This window comes from Bacteroidetes bacterium endosymbiont of Geopemphigus sp. (assembly GCF_002904345.1).
Classification (GTDB): Bacteria; Bacteroidota; Bacteroidia; order Flavobacteriales; family Blattabacteriaceae; genus GSPS2-BC2016.
In genome coordinates this window covers 970,404-985,803 of record NZ_PEIH01000005.1, presented here as the reverse complement: position 1 = coordinate 985,803, position 15,400 = coordinate 970,404, and the positions used below count along the sequence as shown (strand labels likewise).

At 36.2% G+C, this 15,400-nt stretch carries 15 protein-coding genes and 1 tRNA gene; 8 read left to right on the top strand and 8 right to left on the bottom strand.

Annotation, left to right across the window (positions count from 1 at the left end):
- Positions 1-1,045: 1,045 nt before the first annotated feature.
- The gene (gene lepA / locus CS842_RS06050) at positions 1,046-2,842 is read right to left on the bottom strand and encodes a translation elongation factor 4 (RefSeq protein ID WP_103327935.1); all 1,797 of its coding nucleotides are present in this window, start codon (positions 2,840-2,842) and stop codon (positions 1,046-1,048) included.
- Between the two features lie 237 nt (positions 2,843-3,079).
- On the opposite strand from lepA, the gene CS842_RS06045 reads away from it, so the two are divergent.
- The 5 genes from CS842_RS06045 (at position 3,080) to xerD (ending at position 6,016) form a co-directional block, all read left to right on the top strand.
- Positions 3,080-3,499, top strand: a complete 420-nt coding sequence (locus CS842_RS06045; protein ID WP_103327934.1) for a deoxycytidylate deaminase — start codon at positions 3,080-3,082, stop codon at positions 3,497-3,499.
- A gap of 6 nt (positions 3,500-3,505) precedes the next feature.
- Positions 3,506-3,826, top strand: coding sequence for a hypothetical protein (locus CS842_RS06040; protein ID WP_103327933.1), 321 nt, complete (start codon positions 3,506-3,508; stop codon positions 3,824-3,826).
- A gap of 114 nt (positions 3,827-3,940) precedes the next feature.
- Complete coding sequence (locus CS842_RS06035) at positions 3,941-4,195, top strand: hypothetical protein (protein ID WP_103327932.1); 255 nt, start codon at positions 3,941-3,943, stop codon at positions 4,193-4,195.
- On the top strand, positions 4,192-4,455 hold the full coding sequence (locus CS842_RS06030) for a S41 family peptidase (RefSeq protein WP_103327931.1): 264 nt from the start codon (positions 4,192-4,194) through the stop codon (positions 4,453-4,455). The genes CS842_RS06035 and CS842_RS06030 overlap by 4 nt, the downstream gene beginning before the upstream one ends.
- Before the next feature lie 622 nt (positions 4,456-5,077).
- A complete protein-coding gene (gene xerD, locus CS842_RS06020; RefSeq protein ID WP_103327929.1) occupies positions 5,078-6,016 on the top strand; it encodes a site-specific tyrosine recombinase XerD in 939 nt (312 codons plus the stop codon).
- A 217-nt stretch (positions 6,017-6,233) separates the two neighbouring features.
- On the opposite strand, the gene lpxB is transcribed toward xerD, so the two are convergent.
- Positions 6,234-7,343: a lipid-A-disaccharide synthase gene (gene lpxB, locus CS842_RS06015; protein ID WP_103327928.1), complete on the bottom strand. Its 1,110-nt coding sequence runs from the start codon at positions 7,341-7,343 to the stop codon at positions 6,234-6,236.
- 32 nt (positions 7,344-7,375) lie between these two features.
- On the opposite strand from lpxB, the gene CS842_RS06010 reads away from it, so the two are divergent.
- Both CS842_RS06010 and CS842_RS07270 read left to right on the top strand, forming a co-directional pair.
- Complete coding sequence (locus tag CS842_RS06010) at positions 7,376-7,897, top strand: DUF2480 family protein (RefSeq protein WP_103327927.1); 522 nt, start codon at positions 7,376-7,378, stop codon at positions 7,895-7,897.
- A gap of 1,346 nt (positions 7,898-9,243) precedes the next feature.
- Complete coding sequence (locus CS842_RS07270; protein WP_241518484.1) at positions 9,244-9,366, top strand: septal ring lytic transglycosylase RlpA family protein; 123 nt, start codon at positions 9,244-9,246, stop codon at positions 9,364-9,366.
- Between the two features lie 118 nt (positions 9,367-9,484).
- Here the strand turns inward: CS842_RS07270 and CS842_RS07005 are convergent, their stop codons facing one another.
- The 5 genes from CS842_RS07005 to CS842_RS05985 form a co-directional block, all read right to left on the bottom strand.
- Positions 9,485-9,679 carry a hypothetical protein gene (locus CS842_RS07005; protein WP_103327926.1) on the bottom strand — a complete coding sequence of 65 codons (195 nt, stop codon included), beginning with the start codon at positions 9,677-9,679 and terminating at the stop codon, positions 9,485-9,487.
- A 617-nt stretch (positions 9,680-10,296) separates the two neighbouring features.
- Positions 10,297-10,380 (bottom strand) — tRNA-Leu (locus CS842_RS05995).
- 75 nt (positions 10,381-10,455) lie between these two features.
- A complete protein-coding gene (locus CS842_RS05990) occupies positions 10,456-12,762 on the bottom strand; it encodes a transglycosylase domain-containing protein (RefSeq protein ID WP_103327925.1) in 2,307 nt (768 codons plus the stop codon).
- A gap of 154 nt (positions 12,763-12,916) precedes the next feature.
- On the bottom strand, positions 12,917-13,099 hold the full coding sequence (locus CS842_RS08065; protein ID WP_430537310.1) for a gliding motility lipoprotein GldH family protein: 183 nt from the start codon (positions 13,097-13,099) through the stop codon (positions 12,917-12,919).
- 119 nt (positions 13,100-13,218) lie between these two features.
- Entirely contained in the window at positions 13,219-14,328 is a 1,110-nt protein-coding gene (locus CS842_RS05985) for a PSP1 domain-containing protein (protein ID WP_195909916.1), read from the bottom strand.
- A 90-nt stretch (positions 14,329-14,418) separates the two neighbouring features.
- Here CS842_RS05985 and coaD point away from each other — a divergent pair, with 90 nt between their 5' ends.
- On the top strand, positions 14,419-14,889 hold the full coding sequence (gene coaD / locus CS842_RS05980) for a pantetheine-phosphate adenylyltransferase (RefSeq protein ID WP_103327923.1): 471 nt from the start codon (positions 14,419-14,421) through the stop codon (positions 14,887-14,889).
- A gap of 24 nt (positions 14,890-14,913) precedes the next feature.
- On the opposite strand, the gene CS842_RS05975 is transcribed toward coaD, so the two are convergent.
- Complete coding sequence (locus CS842_RS05975) at positions 14,914-15,267, bottom strand: co-chaperone GroES (protein WP_103327922.1); 354 nt, start codon at positions 15,265-15,267, stop codon at positions 14,914-14,916.
- Between the last annotated feature and the right edge of the window lie 133 nt (positions 15,268-15,400).

The following is a 15,400-nucleotide window of genomic DNA, read 5'->3' as shown; positions in this document are numbered from 1 at the left end:
AAACGATAAATCAAGAGCATTCCCATAAGATTCTGTCAAAAAGCAGAGCGATGATTTTTCTCAAGCTTTTATAATAAGATAAGCTTCTTTAATAGTTAACTATATGTTAATTTAGTTTTCTTTTTTAATTTAATATAAGATAATATATTTGCTCTCAAGGGATAAGATTCTCTGAAAGAAGAAGTTTAAAATGATAAATATAAAAATTACTAAAAATAAGAACTACAACATTTTTGGAAAGCAAAAATCTAGCCTTAAAAAGGAAAGATCCAGCTAAAGAAGAATCTCAATCTCTAAATGCTGCAAACACTCAAGAAAGAGAATCTGAGAAAAAAAATAGTCTTTGGTATTTCATACTAAAAGCTTTCGAGGATATAAGTCATAAAAAAAAAGTAAAAATCCAGTTATTAAGAAAATTGGAAAAGAGGTAGATTGGCTTATTTGGGGTTTGATTAATCTTGTGGATTTGGGTATTAGAGGTGGTATAGGTATAATAGATAAATTAAAAGATCAGCAAAGGAAATAGAATCAAAAATCTGTGAAATCAATTAAAAATCAATATTCTACTGGACTACAAACGGCAAAAAGAACCTCTATAGAGCAAAAGCCAGAAGTCATCCAAAAGGAACAGTAACAACTAATGTTCTGAAGCGTCCAGCATCGATATCTGATTGAACTACCGTAAATCTTTCTAAATCTGCTTATAAAGGCTCAAAAAAAAATTTGTCAAAAACCTGATGAAAATCAACAAAAGAAAAAAGGCGCTCTGGACTATACTTTCGACGGGGCTAGAGCTGTTGCGAACGGTAACACCCCCTCCTATAGAATTTTATTATCGGAAGAGAGAAAGAGACTTTTTAGGAACTTTTGCGTAGATAGGCAGGAATCTTTATCGGTCCGCTGAAACAAGTACCTCTTCCCGGAGGTGAAAGAAATAAACTAGAAAACAGTCTCAATATACAAGAAAAGAATACGTTTGCTACTCTGGTGAGAAATTCAGAAAGTGAAAATCGTATAGCAAAAGGAACAGCTTAGCCTTAAATGATCAATCTCCGAGCTTGAGAACTGCCATAAAGGCTGACTGCGGCACTTCGACTTTACCGATTTGCCGCATTTTTTTCTTTCCCTGTTTCTGTTTTTCCAGAAGCTTACGCTTTCGCGAGATGTCCCCTCCGTAACATTTAGCCGTAACATCCTTTCGAAGGGCCTTAATGGTCTCTCGGGCGATGACCTTGCTTCCTATGGTTGCCTGCAGGGGGATCTCGAATTGCTGTCTTGGGATGAGCTCTCGCAGTTTTTCACACATTTTTTTTCCTATATAAAAAGCGTTGCTTCGATCCACCAAAGCCGAAAGGGCATCCACGGGCTGAGCGTTGATCAACACATCTACTCGAACCAGATCGGAAAAACGATAATCCAGGGGACTGTAATCAAAAGAGGCATAGCCTTTGGAAATGGTTTTAAGCTTGTCATAAAAATCAAAAACCACCTCGGCCAGAGGCATTTCAAAGATCAACTCTACCCGCTGCGTCGTGAGATAAGACTGATTTTTAATTAGTCCTCTCTTTTCAATGCATAAAGACATCACTGCTCCTACATACTGCGATAGGGTAATGATCGAGGCTTTGATATAAGGTTCCTCTAATTTTTCCAGATTTGAAGGATCAGGCATATCCGAAGGGTTGTTGACCCAGAAGGACTTATGAGGATATTTTTTCAAAAAAGCCTTATAGGAAACATTCGGAACCGTAGTGATTACCGTCATATTGTATTCACGTTCTAAGCGCTCCTGGATGATATCCATATGCAGCATACCTAAAAAACCACATCGAAAGCCAAAACCCAAAGCAACGGAGGCTTCCGGAACAAAAGTAAGGGAAACGTCATTTAGGCGAAGCTTTTCAATAGAAGCACGAAGCTCTTCATATTCTTTAGTATCTACCGGATAGATACCTGCAAAGACCATAGACTTGACCTCTTTAAATCCCTCTATAGGGGTGTCGGCCGAAAGATCCGCTCCCGTAAGGGTATCGCCTACCTTGACCTCCAAAGCATCTTTTATACCCGAAATAAGATAACCTACATCTCCAGGGCCTATTTTTTCTCTCGGCATTTTTTTGAGCTTGAGCGTTCCGATTTCATCGGCATGGTACATCCGCTCGGTGGCCATAAATTTTATTTTCTGTCCTTTGTGAATCTCTCCGTTCATAATCCGAAAGTAAGCCTCTACTCCACGAAAAGGATTGTATACCGAATCAAAAATGATTGCCTGCAAAGGCGCTAAAGGATCTCCCTTGGGCGATGGGATTCGGTGGATGATAGCTTGAAGAATCTCATCAATACCTATGCCTTCTTTGGCGCTAGCGCGAATGACCTCCTCTGATGAGCAGCCGATAAGATCGACCATATCATCGATCACTTCCTCCAGGTTGGCCCCGGGTAAGTCAATTTTATTCAAAACAGGTATAATGGTTAAATCATTTTCCAGTGCTAAATAAAGGTTTGAGATCGTTTGCGCCTGTATGCTCTGGGTTGCGTCGACCACAAGCAAAGCGCCTTCGCAAGCGGCAATAGATCGTGAAACTTCATAAGAAAAGTCCACATGTCCAGGCGTATCTATAAGGTTAAGTATATAAGAAGTTCCCTGATATTGATAATCCATTTGTATCGCATGGCTTTTAATAGTGATGCCTCGTTCACGCTCAAGATCCATATTATCGAGCAGTTGATTTTTTCTTTCCCTTTCACTGATGGTTTGAGTGCGCTCGAGCAGTCGATCAGCTAAAGTGCTCTTGCCGTGATCTATATGAGCGATGATGCAGAAGTTTCGAATGAATTTCATCTAAGGATGATATTTTTTGCAAAATTAAGGGATTTAAAAATCTAAAAAGACAATCAGAATTTGATATAAAAGAGCTTTTTAATATTTTTGTATTTTAGTATGTACAATTAACTTATGGTAATAATTATTAAAATACAGCTTTTTAATAAATGACTAAAAGTTTACAACGTACAGTTAAGTTGAGATTTTTTTATAATAGATACATTAGCAAGTCCATCAAAACTTTTTATCATCCAGATGAACACCTTAAATAAATATGATTTCGCGTATATGAACATGGCTCTTGAGTGGGGAAAATTATCATATTGCAATCGAAAACAAGTTGGCGCCATTATTGTAAAAGATCGAATGATCATTTCCGACGGATACAATGGAACTCCTGCTGGGTTTGATAACGTATGTGAAGATGAACAAGGCTATACGAAATGGTATGTTCTGCATGCTGAAGCGAATGCCATATTGAAAGTAGCTGCTTCCACAAATTCCTGCAAAGGCGCTACCTTATATATTACCTCTTCCCCTTGTCGTGAATGCAGTAAGCTCATTCATCAATGCGGTATTCAAAGAGTGATTTATCTCACTCCCTATAGAGACCTTTCAGGTCTAGAATTTCTTCGTCAGGCTCAGGTAAAAACGCAACAGATAGAGATTAAATAGCTATCGATGAAGAATTTTTATGCCTTTTCAGTGGGCGCTTTCTTCATCGCTCTTTCATTAATGTCAGGTTTCTACTTAGGTCGGTATACCGACTGGGTGATAACCAATAAGAAAAAGGTTACACAAGTTTCTTATAGCGATAAAGAGCAAAAAATTAAGAGATTTCTAAGTTTTATAGAAACTAAATATATTAAAGAAGTTAATAGAGATCGAATTATCAATAAAACAATTCAACATGTTATCGGTCAACTAGAGATACACACAGCACTTATATTCCCAAAGAAAAGTCTGATAAAGCTCGCGAATTTCTCAAAGAAGAATATATGAGTTCCGGTATGGAATACCGTCTTATTCAGGATATTCACGTGATTACGAGAGTTTTAAAAGAGAGTGTTAATAAATAATATACTCACACTCCCGGAAATCGGATGTTTAAGATAAATGGTCAAAAAATCACAGAAAAGAACCCTCAAGAGAGAGATTAAAGAATTTTTTAATAAAGGGAACATTAATATCGTAGCATTAACCATCCTTAATGATAAATCCCTTGTAAACGTTTTGATAAAAAAACAAAAGATCATCACTCCTATCATTAAAGTGGCTTATATGCTAAACAATTATATAGGATACATTGAACTTAGTCGTTTCGGCAAACATTCTCTTGAGGAATTTGACCGCTCAAAGCTAAAGATATGAAAGAGCTGGCGCTCGATCTGAGAAATAACCCGGTAGGTCGTTTAGATATAGCTAAGAATATTACTGATGAGTTTCTTGAAAAAAGACAACTTATCATCTTCACCAAAGAAGAAATCGGAAACTTTCAATATTACTACGCTAGCGGCAACGGAAGATTTGAAAAAGGGAATCTTTATATCCTTATTAATAAAAAATTAGCCTCTTCAAGCGAAGTTTTAGAAAGTGCCGTTCAGGGATCATCAAAGAGGTCTTATACATAGGAAGTCCCTCATCAAGAAAGTCCTCTATTCAAGAAAAAATCAACCTTGGAGATGGTTCCATACTACGTTTAACGGTAGCCACTTACTGTACACTTATCGGAAAAAGCATTCAGAAAAATCACTTCAATAGAAAAAATATATATAGAAAAAATATAGAAGAAATTAACAAATATGTACTTTTGCATAAGAATCCTCCACATGATAAGGATTTTTTAAGTTCCAAGATTTCCAAAAGCAATTGCCTTTCCTGGACGTATGGCGGAATCTATCCGGATATGTTTGTTCCCAGAGATACTGCAGAATTTAAAAATGGCTTGACAATCCTCAAGCTCTTGATATTTTAAATGACCTGGCACCTTTATATGTGGATAAATATCGAGAATTGTTAATGAGGTATGATATTAAAACATTTATGAAAAGATTTAATGGAAAAGAAATCATAAAAAAAATGTTTTCAAAATCAAATCGAGCCGCCGAATTAGATAGTAAGGATCGCGAAAGCGTAGCGTTGTACTTGGAAGCCTTTATAGGTATATCAACTTTTCGGAAAAAAGTCTTTTACAAGGTGCTTAATACTAATAATGATAGGCAAATTTTAAATTAAACTCAATTAAAGTTAACTATGAGCTGGAAAAAATTTATAGAAAATTATACGAATTATTTAAAACTAGAAAGATGTCTAGCACAGAATTCTGTGGAGAACTACACACGTGATATCAACAAAGTAGCTGATTATTTTCAAGAAAAACACCCAAAAACGCTTCCTGCCATGATGACTCCTACACAGCTTTTACAACTTATTTATGATGTAGTGAAGGCAGGTTATTCAGAGAGAACGCAAGCACGTTTGATCTCTACCATAAAAAGCTTCTGTAAATTTCTTGTCAGTGAAAACTATAGAAAAGATAATCCCAGTGAATTTTTAGAATCACCTAAAATAAGCAGAAAATTACCTAATACACTTACTCTAAAAGAAATCAACGATATTATTCACAGCATAGATTTAAATGAACCCGAAGGAAAAAGAAACCGAGTCATTTTAGAGGTGCTCTACGGATGTGGTTTGCGTGTTTCTGAGTTGATTCAGTTGAAGTTTTCGGATTTACATCTGCAAGAAGATCTGATCAGCGTACTTGGAAAGGGAAATAAAAGAAGATTAATACCTGTTAATCAGCATTGTAAAATGCTCATGGAAAATTATATAGAGAATACGCGTAGTACCATAACTCCTAAGAAACGTCATGAAGACTTCATATTTTTAAATCGCAGAGGTGAAAAATTGAGTCGTGTGATGATTTTTACGCTTATCAAAAATCTTGCGGCGAAAGCTGGTATTTCCAAGCCTATAAGCCCACATACTTTTCGTCATTCATGTGCAACGCACCTTCTTGAAAGAGGTGCTGATTTACAGGTTATACAGCAGATATTAGGCCATGAAAGTATTATCACTACGGAACTTTATACACATGTTACGGCTGAAAAACTCAGAGAAACTATTTTAAAATATCTTCCTGAACGTGTTACGATAGATCCTGCGGAAAATGCCCTCAAAACACTATAGCGTATTTACAATCGAGGTTTCCGTCAAAATCCGTTAAATCTCTGACAGACCCTAGGTGGTTTTCTCTCTGCACGGTCTGTGTCTGTTCTTTTCTTAAAAAGAATCAGGTAATAAAATTTCTTATATAAGTACAGGAAGGAAAGGAATAAGTTTTATTGCAGGCATCCCTATACAGACATGGGGTGTGCTGTTTTGGTATTTCGGAAATATAAGAAGGTCAATGTAAAAATTTCATAATCTTTTGCGCACAACGTTCTGAAGCGCCTGCTTCGCCGAGTTTTTTGCTCAGCTGGTTGTAAATCAGCAAAATTCGCTCTCTGCGATGTGGATCTAAAATAGCGATCAATTCTTTTCGAAGATTTTCTGCATTAAAATCTTTTTGAATCAATTCTTTGACCACTTCTTTTTTCATAATTAGATTCACCAAAGAAATAAAGTGCACATGTCGCGCCAGTCTTCGCCCGATTTCATAAGATAACCAGCTTGCCTTATAACACACCACTTGAGGCACATCCAAGAGTGCCGTTTCCAAAGTAGCAGTTCCTGAAGTAACCAAAGCCGCTTGCGATAAGTGCAATAAAGCATAGGTAGCGTTTTCTACGTAAGCGAAATTCTCGCCAATTAGGTTTTTGTAATAGCTTTTTTCTTGTGAAGGCGCGATGGCTACAACAAATTGATAGGAAGGGAACCGCGAGTGCATAGACCACATAATAGGTAATATTTCTCTGATTTCTTGTCGACGGCTACCGGGTAAAAGAGCAATAATCGGACGATGATCAAGTGCGTATTTTTTTAAAAAATCTTCTCTCAAAGGTCTTTTTTTTTGAGCGAGCGCATCTAAAAGCGGATGGCCTACAAAGTGCACTTTCATAGCGTAGCGTTCGTAAAAATCCTTTTCAAAAGGAAAGATCACCAGCATTTGATCTACTGATTTTTTGATATGATGTACCCGGGAAGATTTCCAGGCCCATACCTGTGGAGAGATATAATAAAACACCTTAATGCCGTGCCTTTTAGCAAAAGAAGCTACGCGAAGATTAAAACCGGGATAATCGATGAGAATCAGCACATCGGCTTGATAATCTAACAGATCTTGCTTGCAAAAACGCAAATTTCCTAATATGAGAGGTAAATGCCTGATGACCTCCCAAAACCCCATGAAAGCTAAATTTTTATAATGCCTAATAAGCTCAGCTCCTGCGGCTTGCATCAAATTTCCTCCCCAGCAGCGAAAATGCGCGTTGGAATTCTTTTTCTTTAGGGCGTGAATCAGATTCGCTCCGTGCAGATCTCCAGAGGCTTCACCAGCGATCAGGTAATATTTCATAGCTTTACAAATATAAAATTTAAAGAAAAACCATGGAGAAGATTATTAACAAAGTAGCGCAAAGCAAACTTGTTACCATTGATATAGAATCATGGCGCCCGAAGGGGAAACGCATGCTTTTGGACTTGAAGCCATGGCTTGATCAAGGATTTGTACTGCGCGAAAAAGACTTCAGGGCACAACTCAAAATCCATCAATGGACACAATATACAGATGCGTTTGTAGCGCTCGATTGTTCTTCAAAGGCAATAGTTCCAACTTGGGCTTATATGTTGGTAAGCACTTATTTGCAACCTTATGCAGCCAGAGTGGTTCGTGGCCCGCTCGGGCTACTCGAAAGTATACTCTATCATGAAATTATCGAAAAAATTGATATACAAGTTTATAAAAATGCCCGTGTCATCATCAAAGGTTGCGTTCAAGAGGCGATCCCGGAAAACGCTTATTCATTGTTGATTCAAAAACTGCAGCCCGTGGTACATTCTCTTATGTATGGAAAGGAATGTAGCACCGTTCCGTTATTTAAACGTACATTATCAAGAGCCCATTCTTAAATGGAGGAACAGGCAATACGAGACTTTTATTCTGTCATTTATTTTTGATGAATCCGAAATTTTGAAACCTAAAAATCTGAATTTATCATCACTAAAAAAACGCATACCAGAAAAATTTTTGAGTACGGTTGTAACGAATCCGGCAGGGGTGCTTTGGCGAGACTGGTATTTGCGATAGCCGTTATTTTACCCAAAGATTTTCATGACCCCTTTTTAAATGATTCTAAAAAAAAGTCTTTGAAAATCAAAGAGATATCTTAAAAATATTATTCAAAAAGAAGCCATCGACTATGTTGTGGTCTTTGTAGATCCTTCGGTGATTGATAAGATTAATATTCTTAAAGCCGCTTTTCGCACTATACATTTATCTATAGGAGCACTGAAAAATACCTGATCATCTGCTTATCGATGGCAATCGTTCTATCTCTTATAATCAGATGTCCTATAGTTGTCATATAAAAAGCAACGCCATTTTTGCAAGTATCATGGCACCCTCCATATTGGCCAAAACTTCTCGAGATGAACACATAAAAAATATTCATGAAAAATTCCCCCAACCATTAGGCAAAAACAAAAGATATCCTACGTGAGCTCATAAAAATACCCTTATCGATCATCGCTTTAGCGTATATCACAGAAATACCTTTAAATACTTAAAAAAAGAATCAAGTGTCGATAAATAAATTATTATTTATTGTGTATAAGTGATATTGTGTTTTAAATAAAAGATATCTTGCTCCAATGGTCGCTTACCAATATCGATCACGGCCTTATTTTACGTATTTCAGAAGTGTCAACGCTTTTTTTATTAGTATCTTACTTCTTTCAACACGTGTTAAAAGGCTTGCAGCTTCATGGAGTAAAGGGTCGTTTTTAGGAACTTATATAATGTCTTCGCAACTTTTCCTGTTTACATCCTTCTAAGGTCAAAGGATACAAAACAAAAGTGAGCGTCCGTTTATTCTGGAAGAGTTTAGCACCATGGAAAAAAGATGGATTTTTATTATTAGATATCAAATGAGAGTAACTCATAATATCTAACTATATAGAAAGAATCATTATGTTAAATAAAGACAAGAATTAAAAATTAAATATAATTCTTTTAATTGTATTTTTATTATAAACAAGTTGCTAAAATTGATTTATATACAATTTGTTATCTTTGTAACCAAATCAATTTATACCGCATGGTAAAAAAGCTTATTTACTTGGTATTTCTTGCGTTTTTCTGTTCAGTCAGGAACGAGTCAATCTCTGATAAAAATAAAAAAACAAAAAAAGGTAAAGCCTTATAGTACGGAGCGTTTTTTCAGGAAAAAAGGACCGCCAGCAGTCAGATTTTCGATATGAAAAAGCTTACCGCGGCCCACAAAACCCTTCCTTTTAGAACTAAGATTAGAGTAATCAATGCTAAAAACGGAAAAAGCGTGGTGATTACCGTCAATGGCCGGGGCAGCCAAGGGGCCTAAGAGTCGTATACTTGATCTTAGTAAGGCAGCTTTTAAGAGTATTATTAGTTATAATTTCAGAGGTTTAGAACTCATGCGGCATCTCTCTAGCGCCTGTGAAGCATACCTCTTCGCTCTCTCAAGTTGGTCGTCTTTTTCCATATTTCTCTGAGATGGCGCCATAATAATCATATTTAGTGGTGCTTTCATCACGTTTTACCAAAATATCCAGAGTAGAACCTTTACCTTTATAAGATTTTTTATTAGGGCTTTGGTATTTCACAAGCGGAAAATTAAAATCGATGTATAAGCGATCTTTTCCAATGGAGTACATATCTCCGTTACGAGAGGGAGCAAGGCAGTTTAAAAGTACAGTGTCTTTCCATGTGATATCTTCCCACTTTATGCATTACACCCGGGAGGGTGGAGAGCTCCGTATCGGTAATTTTAGACATACTTACGGAATAACTTATCCACCAGCACCACTATGTGGGAAAAGAAGGAACCTTATTATCATAAGGTGAAATATCATAAGGTATCCAGGGAGCGTAACTCATACGATTAAGACCGATTTTCCGGGTATATTCTATGGTTTTTCTTTTGGTAAAGATCTGGAAGTAAAAAATTCATTCTGCGCGAAGATCTGAAATAAGGCTTTTATAATTTATCCGAGCTATCGTAAATATATTTGAAAAACGCATTTACAAAACGTTTATCCTTGTCCAAATTAAATTTCCTAAAGGTGAAGTAAATGATCTTTTTCTCATCCCTTAATGATATCTCCTGTTAAAATTTCTAACCAATAATGCGCTGAATTAACGGAAGATCCTTAATTTTTTCTCCGAACTATATTGTTTTATAAAAAATTCATATTTAAATCATTATATATAGGGATATATCATTTTAAACACTAGCTCAAATTATCAAAAGAAATTTATTTCAATTAATTTGTACCCGGGGCGGGGATCGAACCCGCACGATATTACTATCACTGGATTTTGAGTCCAGCGCGTCTACCAGTTCCGCCACCCGGGCTTATGGGCCCGCAAATATAGGTTTTAAAACAGCATATTATAAACAATTTTACAATCTCGGTGAGATAAAATCTATTTAGTCATTGTAATCAATTTGGTGCTTTTGATTAATATGTCGATCTTCTTCAGAGCTGCTGTCTCTGTTTGTAGAGGTATTTCCTGGCAAGCCTCCATATTGATTGGTATCACAATCATCCCAACGAAAATTGATATTGGTAGGCTTTTGAAAACGTTCCTCTTGACTATAGCCTAAATCTACATCTTCATAAATACTCCCCATATAGTAAGCCCATATAGGAAGGGCCATACTAGAGCCCTGCCCCAAATCCAGAGTTTTAAAATGTGCGAAGCGATCTTCCCAGCCTACCCAGATTCCGGTAGTAAGTCGGGGAACCATACCAATAAACCAGCCATCAGCCTGATCATTAGTGGTTCCTGTCTTTCCTGCTATTTCGGCTTTAATACCATATTGCCGTAAACGTCGAGCTGTACCGAAATCTACTACTCCTTGCATAAGCTTAAGCATAATAAAAGCAGTTTCTTCATTCAATACTTCACGAGCAGAAGGCCTCATTTCTTTAATAATCTTTCCATATTTATCTTCTATTTTAACCAATAAACGTGGCTTGATATATATTCCATGATTATCGAAAGTATTAAAAGCAGCTGTCATTTCATAAGGAGTTATATCAGCTGAACCGAGTGCTATGGATAAATTATTAGGTATGGGCGATTCTATACCCATTTCTTTGGAAAGATCTATAACGGTCTTAGCAGTAGTTTGAGAAATAAGACGCGCCGATACAGTATTTACGGAAAAGGCAAGACTCTGTTTAAGTGTAAGATTTCCTCCGTATTTTCCATTGGAATTTCGGGGACTCCAGTTTCCTGCAGTGAACTGCTCACTGGAGATTTTTGTGCAAGGGCTATAATGAAGATGATTAATCGCCGCTGTATAAAGAATTGGCTTGAAAACCGAACCTACCTGACGTCTGGTTTGCGCTACATGGTCGTATTTAAAGTGATCAAAATCTACTCCCCCTACCCAAGCCTTAACATAACCGCTGGTGGGTTCCATAGAAATTAAACCAGCTTGCATAATACCCTTATGGTACTTAATAGAATCCCAGGGCGAAATCAAGAGATCTTTGCTACCTTCCCAGGTAAATATTTTCAAAGGTCTAGGCTTTTTAAACTCTTCTATAATCGCCTCTTCTGTCATTTCATCCTCCTTAAATTTTTGATAATCCGGTGTTCTTCGGACAGCAGCGAAAAATATACGATCTCTTTTTTTAGGATTGATATCTACAAAAGGTGCAACAGGATTTTTTTTCTGTTCTGCATCAAAGCGTTTTTGCATTTGCGAAAGATGTTTTTTAATGGCTGCTTCAGCGTATTTTTGCATCCTAGCATCTATGGAAGTATAAACTTTTAAACCGCTTCCATAAAGATTAAGCTTTTCTCCGCTTTTTTCCTCATACTCATTCAGAGCATCTTGAGTTTCTTTTTTAAGAAACCCTGTATAATAGTTCAATAAACCAAAGTTATGTTTCTGTAATTTAAAATTCACAGACAACGGAATTTTGACGCTATTCTGATACTCTTGAGCATCGATAAAATGATATTTCTTCATCTTTAAAAGCACCAAATTTCTTTGTCTTTTAGAGGTATTAGGATGCATTTTTGGATTATATAAACGTGGGTTTTCAAGCATACCAACTAAAGTGGCACACTCTTGCAAATTTAAATTCTCGGTACCCTTGTTAAAATAAGTTCGCGCAGCAGATTCAACACCTTTTGCCTGGTTAAGAAAATCGAATTTATTAACGTACATAGCTATGATTTCCTCTTTCGAGTAACGCCTTTCGAGTTCTATTGCCATCACCCATTCCAGGAGCTTTTGATGAAGTCGCTGGATTTTATTTTTGGCTGAGCGACCTGTAAAAAGTAATTTGGCAAGCTGTTGAGAAATCGTGCTTGCTCCTCCTTTTTGTCCAAGAAATAAAATCGCTCTTAAAAGAGATCTCCCATCAATACCCGAGTGTTCTCTAAAACGAATATCTTCTTTAGCGATCAGCGCATTTACAAAATTTGTAGGTAGCTGTTTGTAGGTAATCAATGTGCGATTCTCAGAGAAAAATTTTCCGAGTAATTTTTTATTAATATCATATACCTCAGAGCTCACCTCCATAGAGGGATTCTCAATATCTTCAGTACTGGGCATTTTACCGACCCAGCCCTTGCTGGTCATATAAAATAATATAAAAAGACCCAATAGAGTAGAAAGTACGGTTATCCAGAAATAACGCATGATTTTCCAAGGAGACCATTTTTTGAACTTATTAGAAATAATTTTAGGAGATGAAAGCGATTTTTTTTTCATGGTTTAAACGGCTGATGATTTTCTACCGTTAACAAAATACCTGTAATATTTTTTAACGGATTTTTTCGCATGCCATGCGAAATGCGCATTTTGTAAGCTCCCTTTTTAAGGGAAAGAGAATTCTACAGATCTAAATCTATGACTTTATTTGTACCTAAGCCTTTACCCTTCCAATGACCATCCATTTCAGCAAGCTTAAATTGTACGGTATCTTTTTTATCGTTTTGTCTTGATAAAAAGTTTCTACAAAAAGAAAAATATTGTCGAATTCGTAATCTGTAGTATGCTTAAGCGTTAGAGAAATATCATAGTTTTTTTTGTGCTGGTTTGAGAGCAAAATCAAGTGATTTTTCCTTATTCCATCCTGATGGATTTATGGACTTTAAATTACTGAAAATAAAGTTATTATAAATACAACTTATAATAATCATAAAATCTGCGCCAAAAAAAATATTTCTAAACATTTTTATTTATGTTTTTTCTGTTTTCAGAAAAACGATTCAAATCATTTTCTTCCAATTCCGAAAAGACTATATGTGATCTATCCTCTTTTTGATCACACAATTCTTCAAGAGCGGGAGCCTTTTGTCCTCGCTGATTCATCTCTACTGCCATCTTTACCTTATGCAGGGTAAGACTAAAACTCTTGTAATAATTATGAACATAAACGTACCACAATTCTTTTTTAAATACATCTATTTTAATGCACTGAGCACTATCTTTCTCAGTATGGATTTTTTTATTCATATCAGGGAACTCTCTGAGGGCTTCCAGATAGGCATCCAGTTCAAAATTTAGACAACATTTGAGCTTTCCGCACTGGCCGGCTATTTTTTGAGGATTGATTGATAGTTGCTGATAACGGGCAGCAGTAGTGCTTACGGCTTTAAATTTTTTAAGCCAGCTACTACAACATAATTCGCGACCGCAAGATCCTATACCTCCTATTTTAGATGCTTCTTGTCTATAACCAATTTGTCTCATTTCTATACGAACATGGAAGATATTTGCGAAAATTTTTACGAGTTCTCTAAAGTCCACCCGATTATCGGCCGTATAATAAAAAACTGCTTTGCTTCCATCTCCTTGATATTCTATGTCGGAAATTTTCATCGCCAATTTTCGCTCTTTTACAATCGCTTTGGCTTTGCCTAAGGTGGATATTTCTTTCTCTTTAACTACTTGCCAAACTTCCAGATCTTTTTCTGTAGCTTTACGATAAATCTCTTTGATTTGTTGAGATTTTTTATCTAATTGATTGTTTTTAAGTTGAACTTTTACAAGTTCTCCGCTCAAGTTCACCGTGCCTATATCATAGCCACTATCACATTCTACTACTACTTTTTGACCCACTTGCAAAGTTAATTTAGAAGTATTTCTGTAGAATCCTTTGCGATCGTTTTTAAAACGCAACTCCAGAATATTAAACTTTTCTCCTGAGTTGGGAGGTATATTTGCCAGCCAATCAAAAGTAAAGGATCTACTACAACTGTCAATCTGACAATTTCCATTATTTTTGCAACCAGATTTTGCGGTTTTTGAGCAATTTTCACATCCTTTGGCCATCTGGCTGAGAAGTTTTAAAAGCAAATTTAACTCTTTTAAAACAAGCTCGATAGAATTATTTATTAGTTTTATATTTCAGAGAAAATCAACATGCCTGAAAAAATTGCTGTTTTTCCCGGATCTTTTGATCCTATAACACTTGGACATTATGATATCATTACAAGAGCGTTAATCTTGTTTGATCGCCTCATCATCGCTATAGGTCGAAATTCTGAAAAAGATTATATGTTCCCTCTCAAAGAACGCCAGAAATGGGTAGAGTCATCTTTTTCAGAGCATCCTAAAATAAAAATTATATCTTATCAAGGTCTTACCGTTCGTTTTTGTCAAAAAATAGGAGCTCGTTTTATTTTAAGAGGGTTAAGAAATCCGGCAGATTTCGAATTTGAAAAAGCTATTGTTCACACCAATCGAACATTAACTAATGATGAGATCGAAACAGTATTTTTATTAACCTCTTCAGAAAATTCTTTTATTAGCTCAAGCATCGTACGAGATGTGATCAGAAACGGAGGTGAGTATAACCGACTGGTACCTTCTTCGGTAAATTTGAAAGATTAGAATAACGCTCATAAGAGCTTCCCTCTATACCATCCTTTCCAGGAGAAGAATACCAGATTGTGGGACAATAAAATATTTTTCATTTTTATAGATGATCTCGTGAGAATGCTGTAGTAAAAATATAGCTAGATCTCCTTCACTTGCCTGTAGAGGAATATAACGCGCTTTTCGATCACCGGCTTTCCAAAGTTCTTCGTCATCTTCTGTAGAAATGGCATATCCGGGACCAACTTTGATAACATAACCACTTTGTATTTTTTCTTTTTCCTTAACACCGGGGGGAAGATATAAACCACTATCAGTTTTTCCATTATTGATTTTGGGTTTGACCAGTACACGATCTCCAATAACGATCAGGCTCTTTATAGATTTGCTCATAGACAACTAGAAAACATCACACAAAATTAACAATTTCAACACAACCTACTTATTTCATTTCCCTTACTAAGGGTTTTAGAGTTAAGTGATCTTTTTCAATATTTTTGCAAAAGCAGCATGTGAACTTTAATTT

What these genes read in the sequence shown, in the direction of transcription:
- CS842_RS05975 (WP_103327922.1), bottom strand. Translation starts at nt 15,267, where the DNA reads ATGAGCAAATCTATAAAGAGCCTGATCGTTATTGGAGATCGTGTACTG.
- xerD (WP_103327929.1), top strand. Translation starts at nt 5,078, where the DNA reads ATGAGCTGGAAAAAATTTATAGAAAATTATACGAATTATTTAAAACTA.
- CS842_RS06045 (WP_103327934.1), top strand. Translation starts at nt 3,080, where the DNA reads ATGAACACCTTAAATAAATATGATTTCGCGTATATGAACATGGCTCTT.
- CS842_RS05985 (WP_195909916.1), bottom strand. Translation starts at nt 14,328, where the DNA reads ATGGCCAAAGGATGTGAAAATTGCTCAAAAACCGCAAAATCTGGTTGC.
- CS842_RS06035 (WP_103327932.1), top strand. Translation starts at nt 3,941, where the DNA reads ATGGTCAAAAAATCACAGAAAAGAACCCTCAAGAGAGAGATTAAAGAA.
- CS842_RS05990 (WP_103327925.1), bottom strand. Translation starts at nt 12,762, where the DNA reads ATGAAAAAAAAATCGCTTTCATCTCCTAAAATTATTTCTAATAAGTTC.
- CS842_RS06040 (WP_103327933.1), top strand. Translation starts at nt 3,506, where the DNA reads ATGAAGAATTTTTATGCCTTTTCAGTGGGCGCTTTCTTCATCGCTCTT.
- CS842_RS06010 (WP_103327927.1), top strand. Translation starts at nt 7,376, where the DNA reads ATGGAGAAGATTATTAACAAAGTAGCGCAAAGCAAACTTGTTACCATT.
- coaD (WP_103327923.1), top strand. Translation starts at nt 14,419, where the DNA reads ATGCCTGAAAAAATTGCTGTTTTTCCCGGATCTTTTGATCCTATAACA.
- lpxB (WP_103327928.1), bottom strand. Translation starts at nt 7,343, where the DNA reads ATGAAATATTACCTGATCGCTGGTGAAGCCTCTGGAGATCTGCACGGA.
- lepA (WP_103327935.1), bottom strand. Translation starts at nt 2,842, where the DNA reads ATGAAATTCATTCGAAACTTCTGCATCATCGCTCATATAGATCACGGC.
- CS842_RS07005 (WP_103327926.1), bottom strand. Translation starts at nt 9,679, where the DNA reads ATGTACTCCATTGGAAAAGATCGCTTATACATCGATTTTAATTTTCCG.
- CS842_RS06030 (WP_103327931.1), top strand. Translation starts at nt 4,192, where the DNA reads ATGAAAGAGCTGGCGCTCGATCTGAGAAATAACCCGGTAGGTCGTTTA.
- CS842_RS07270 (WP_241518484.1), top strand. Translation starts at nt 9,244, where the DNA reads ATGAAAAAGCTTACCGCGGCCCACAAAACCCTTCCTTTTAGAACTAAG.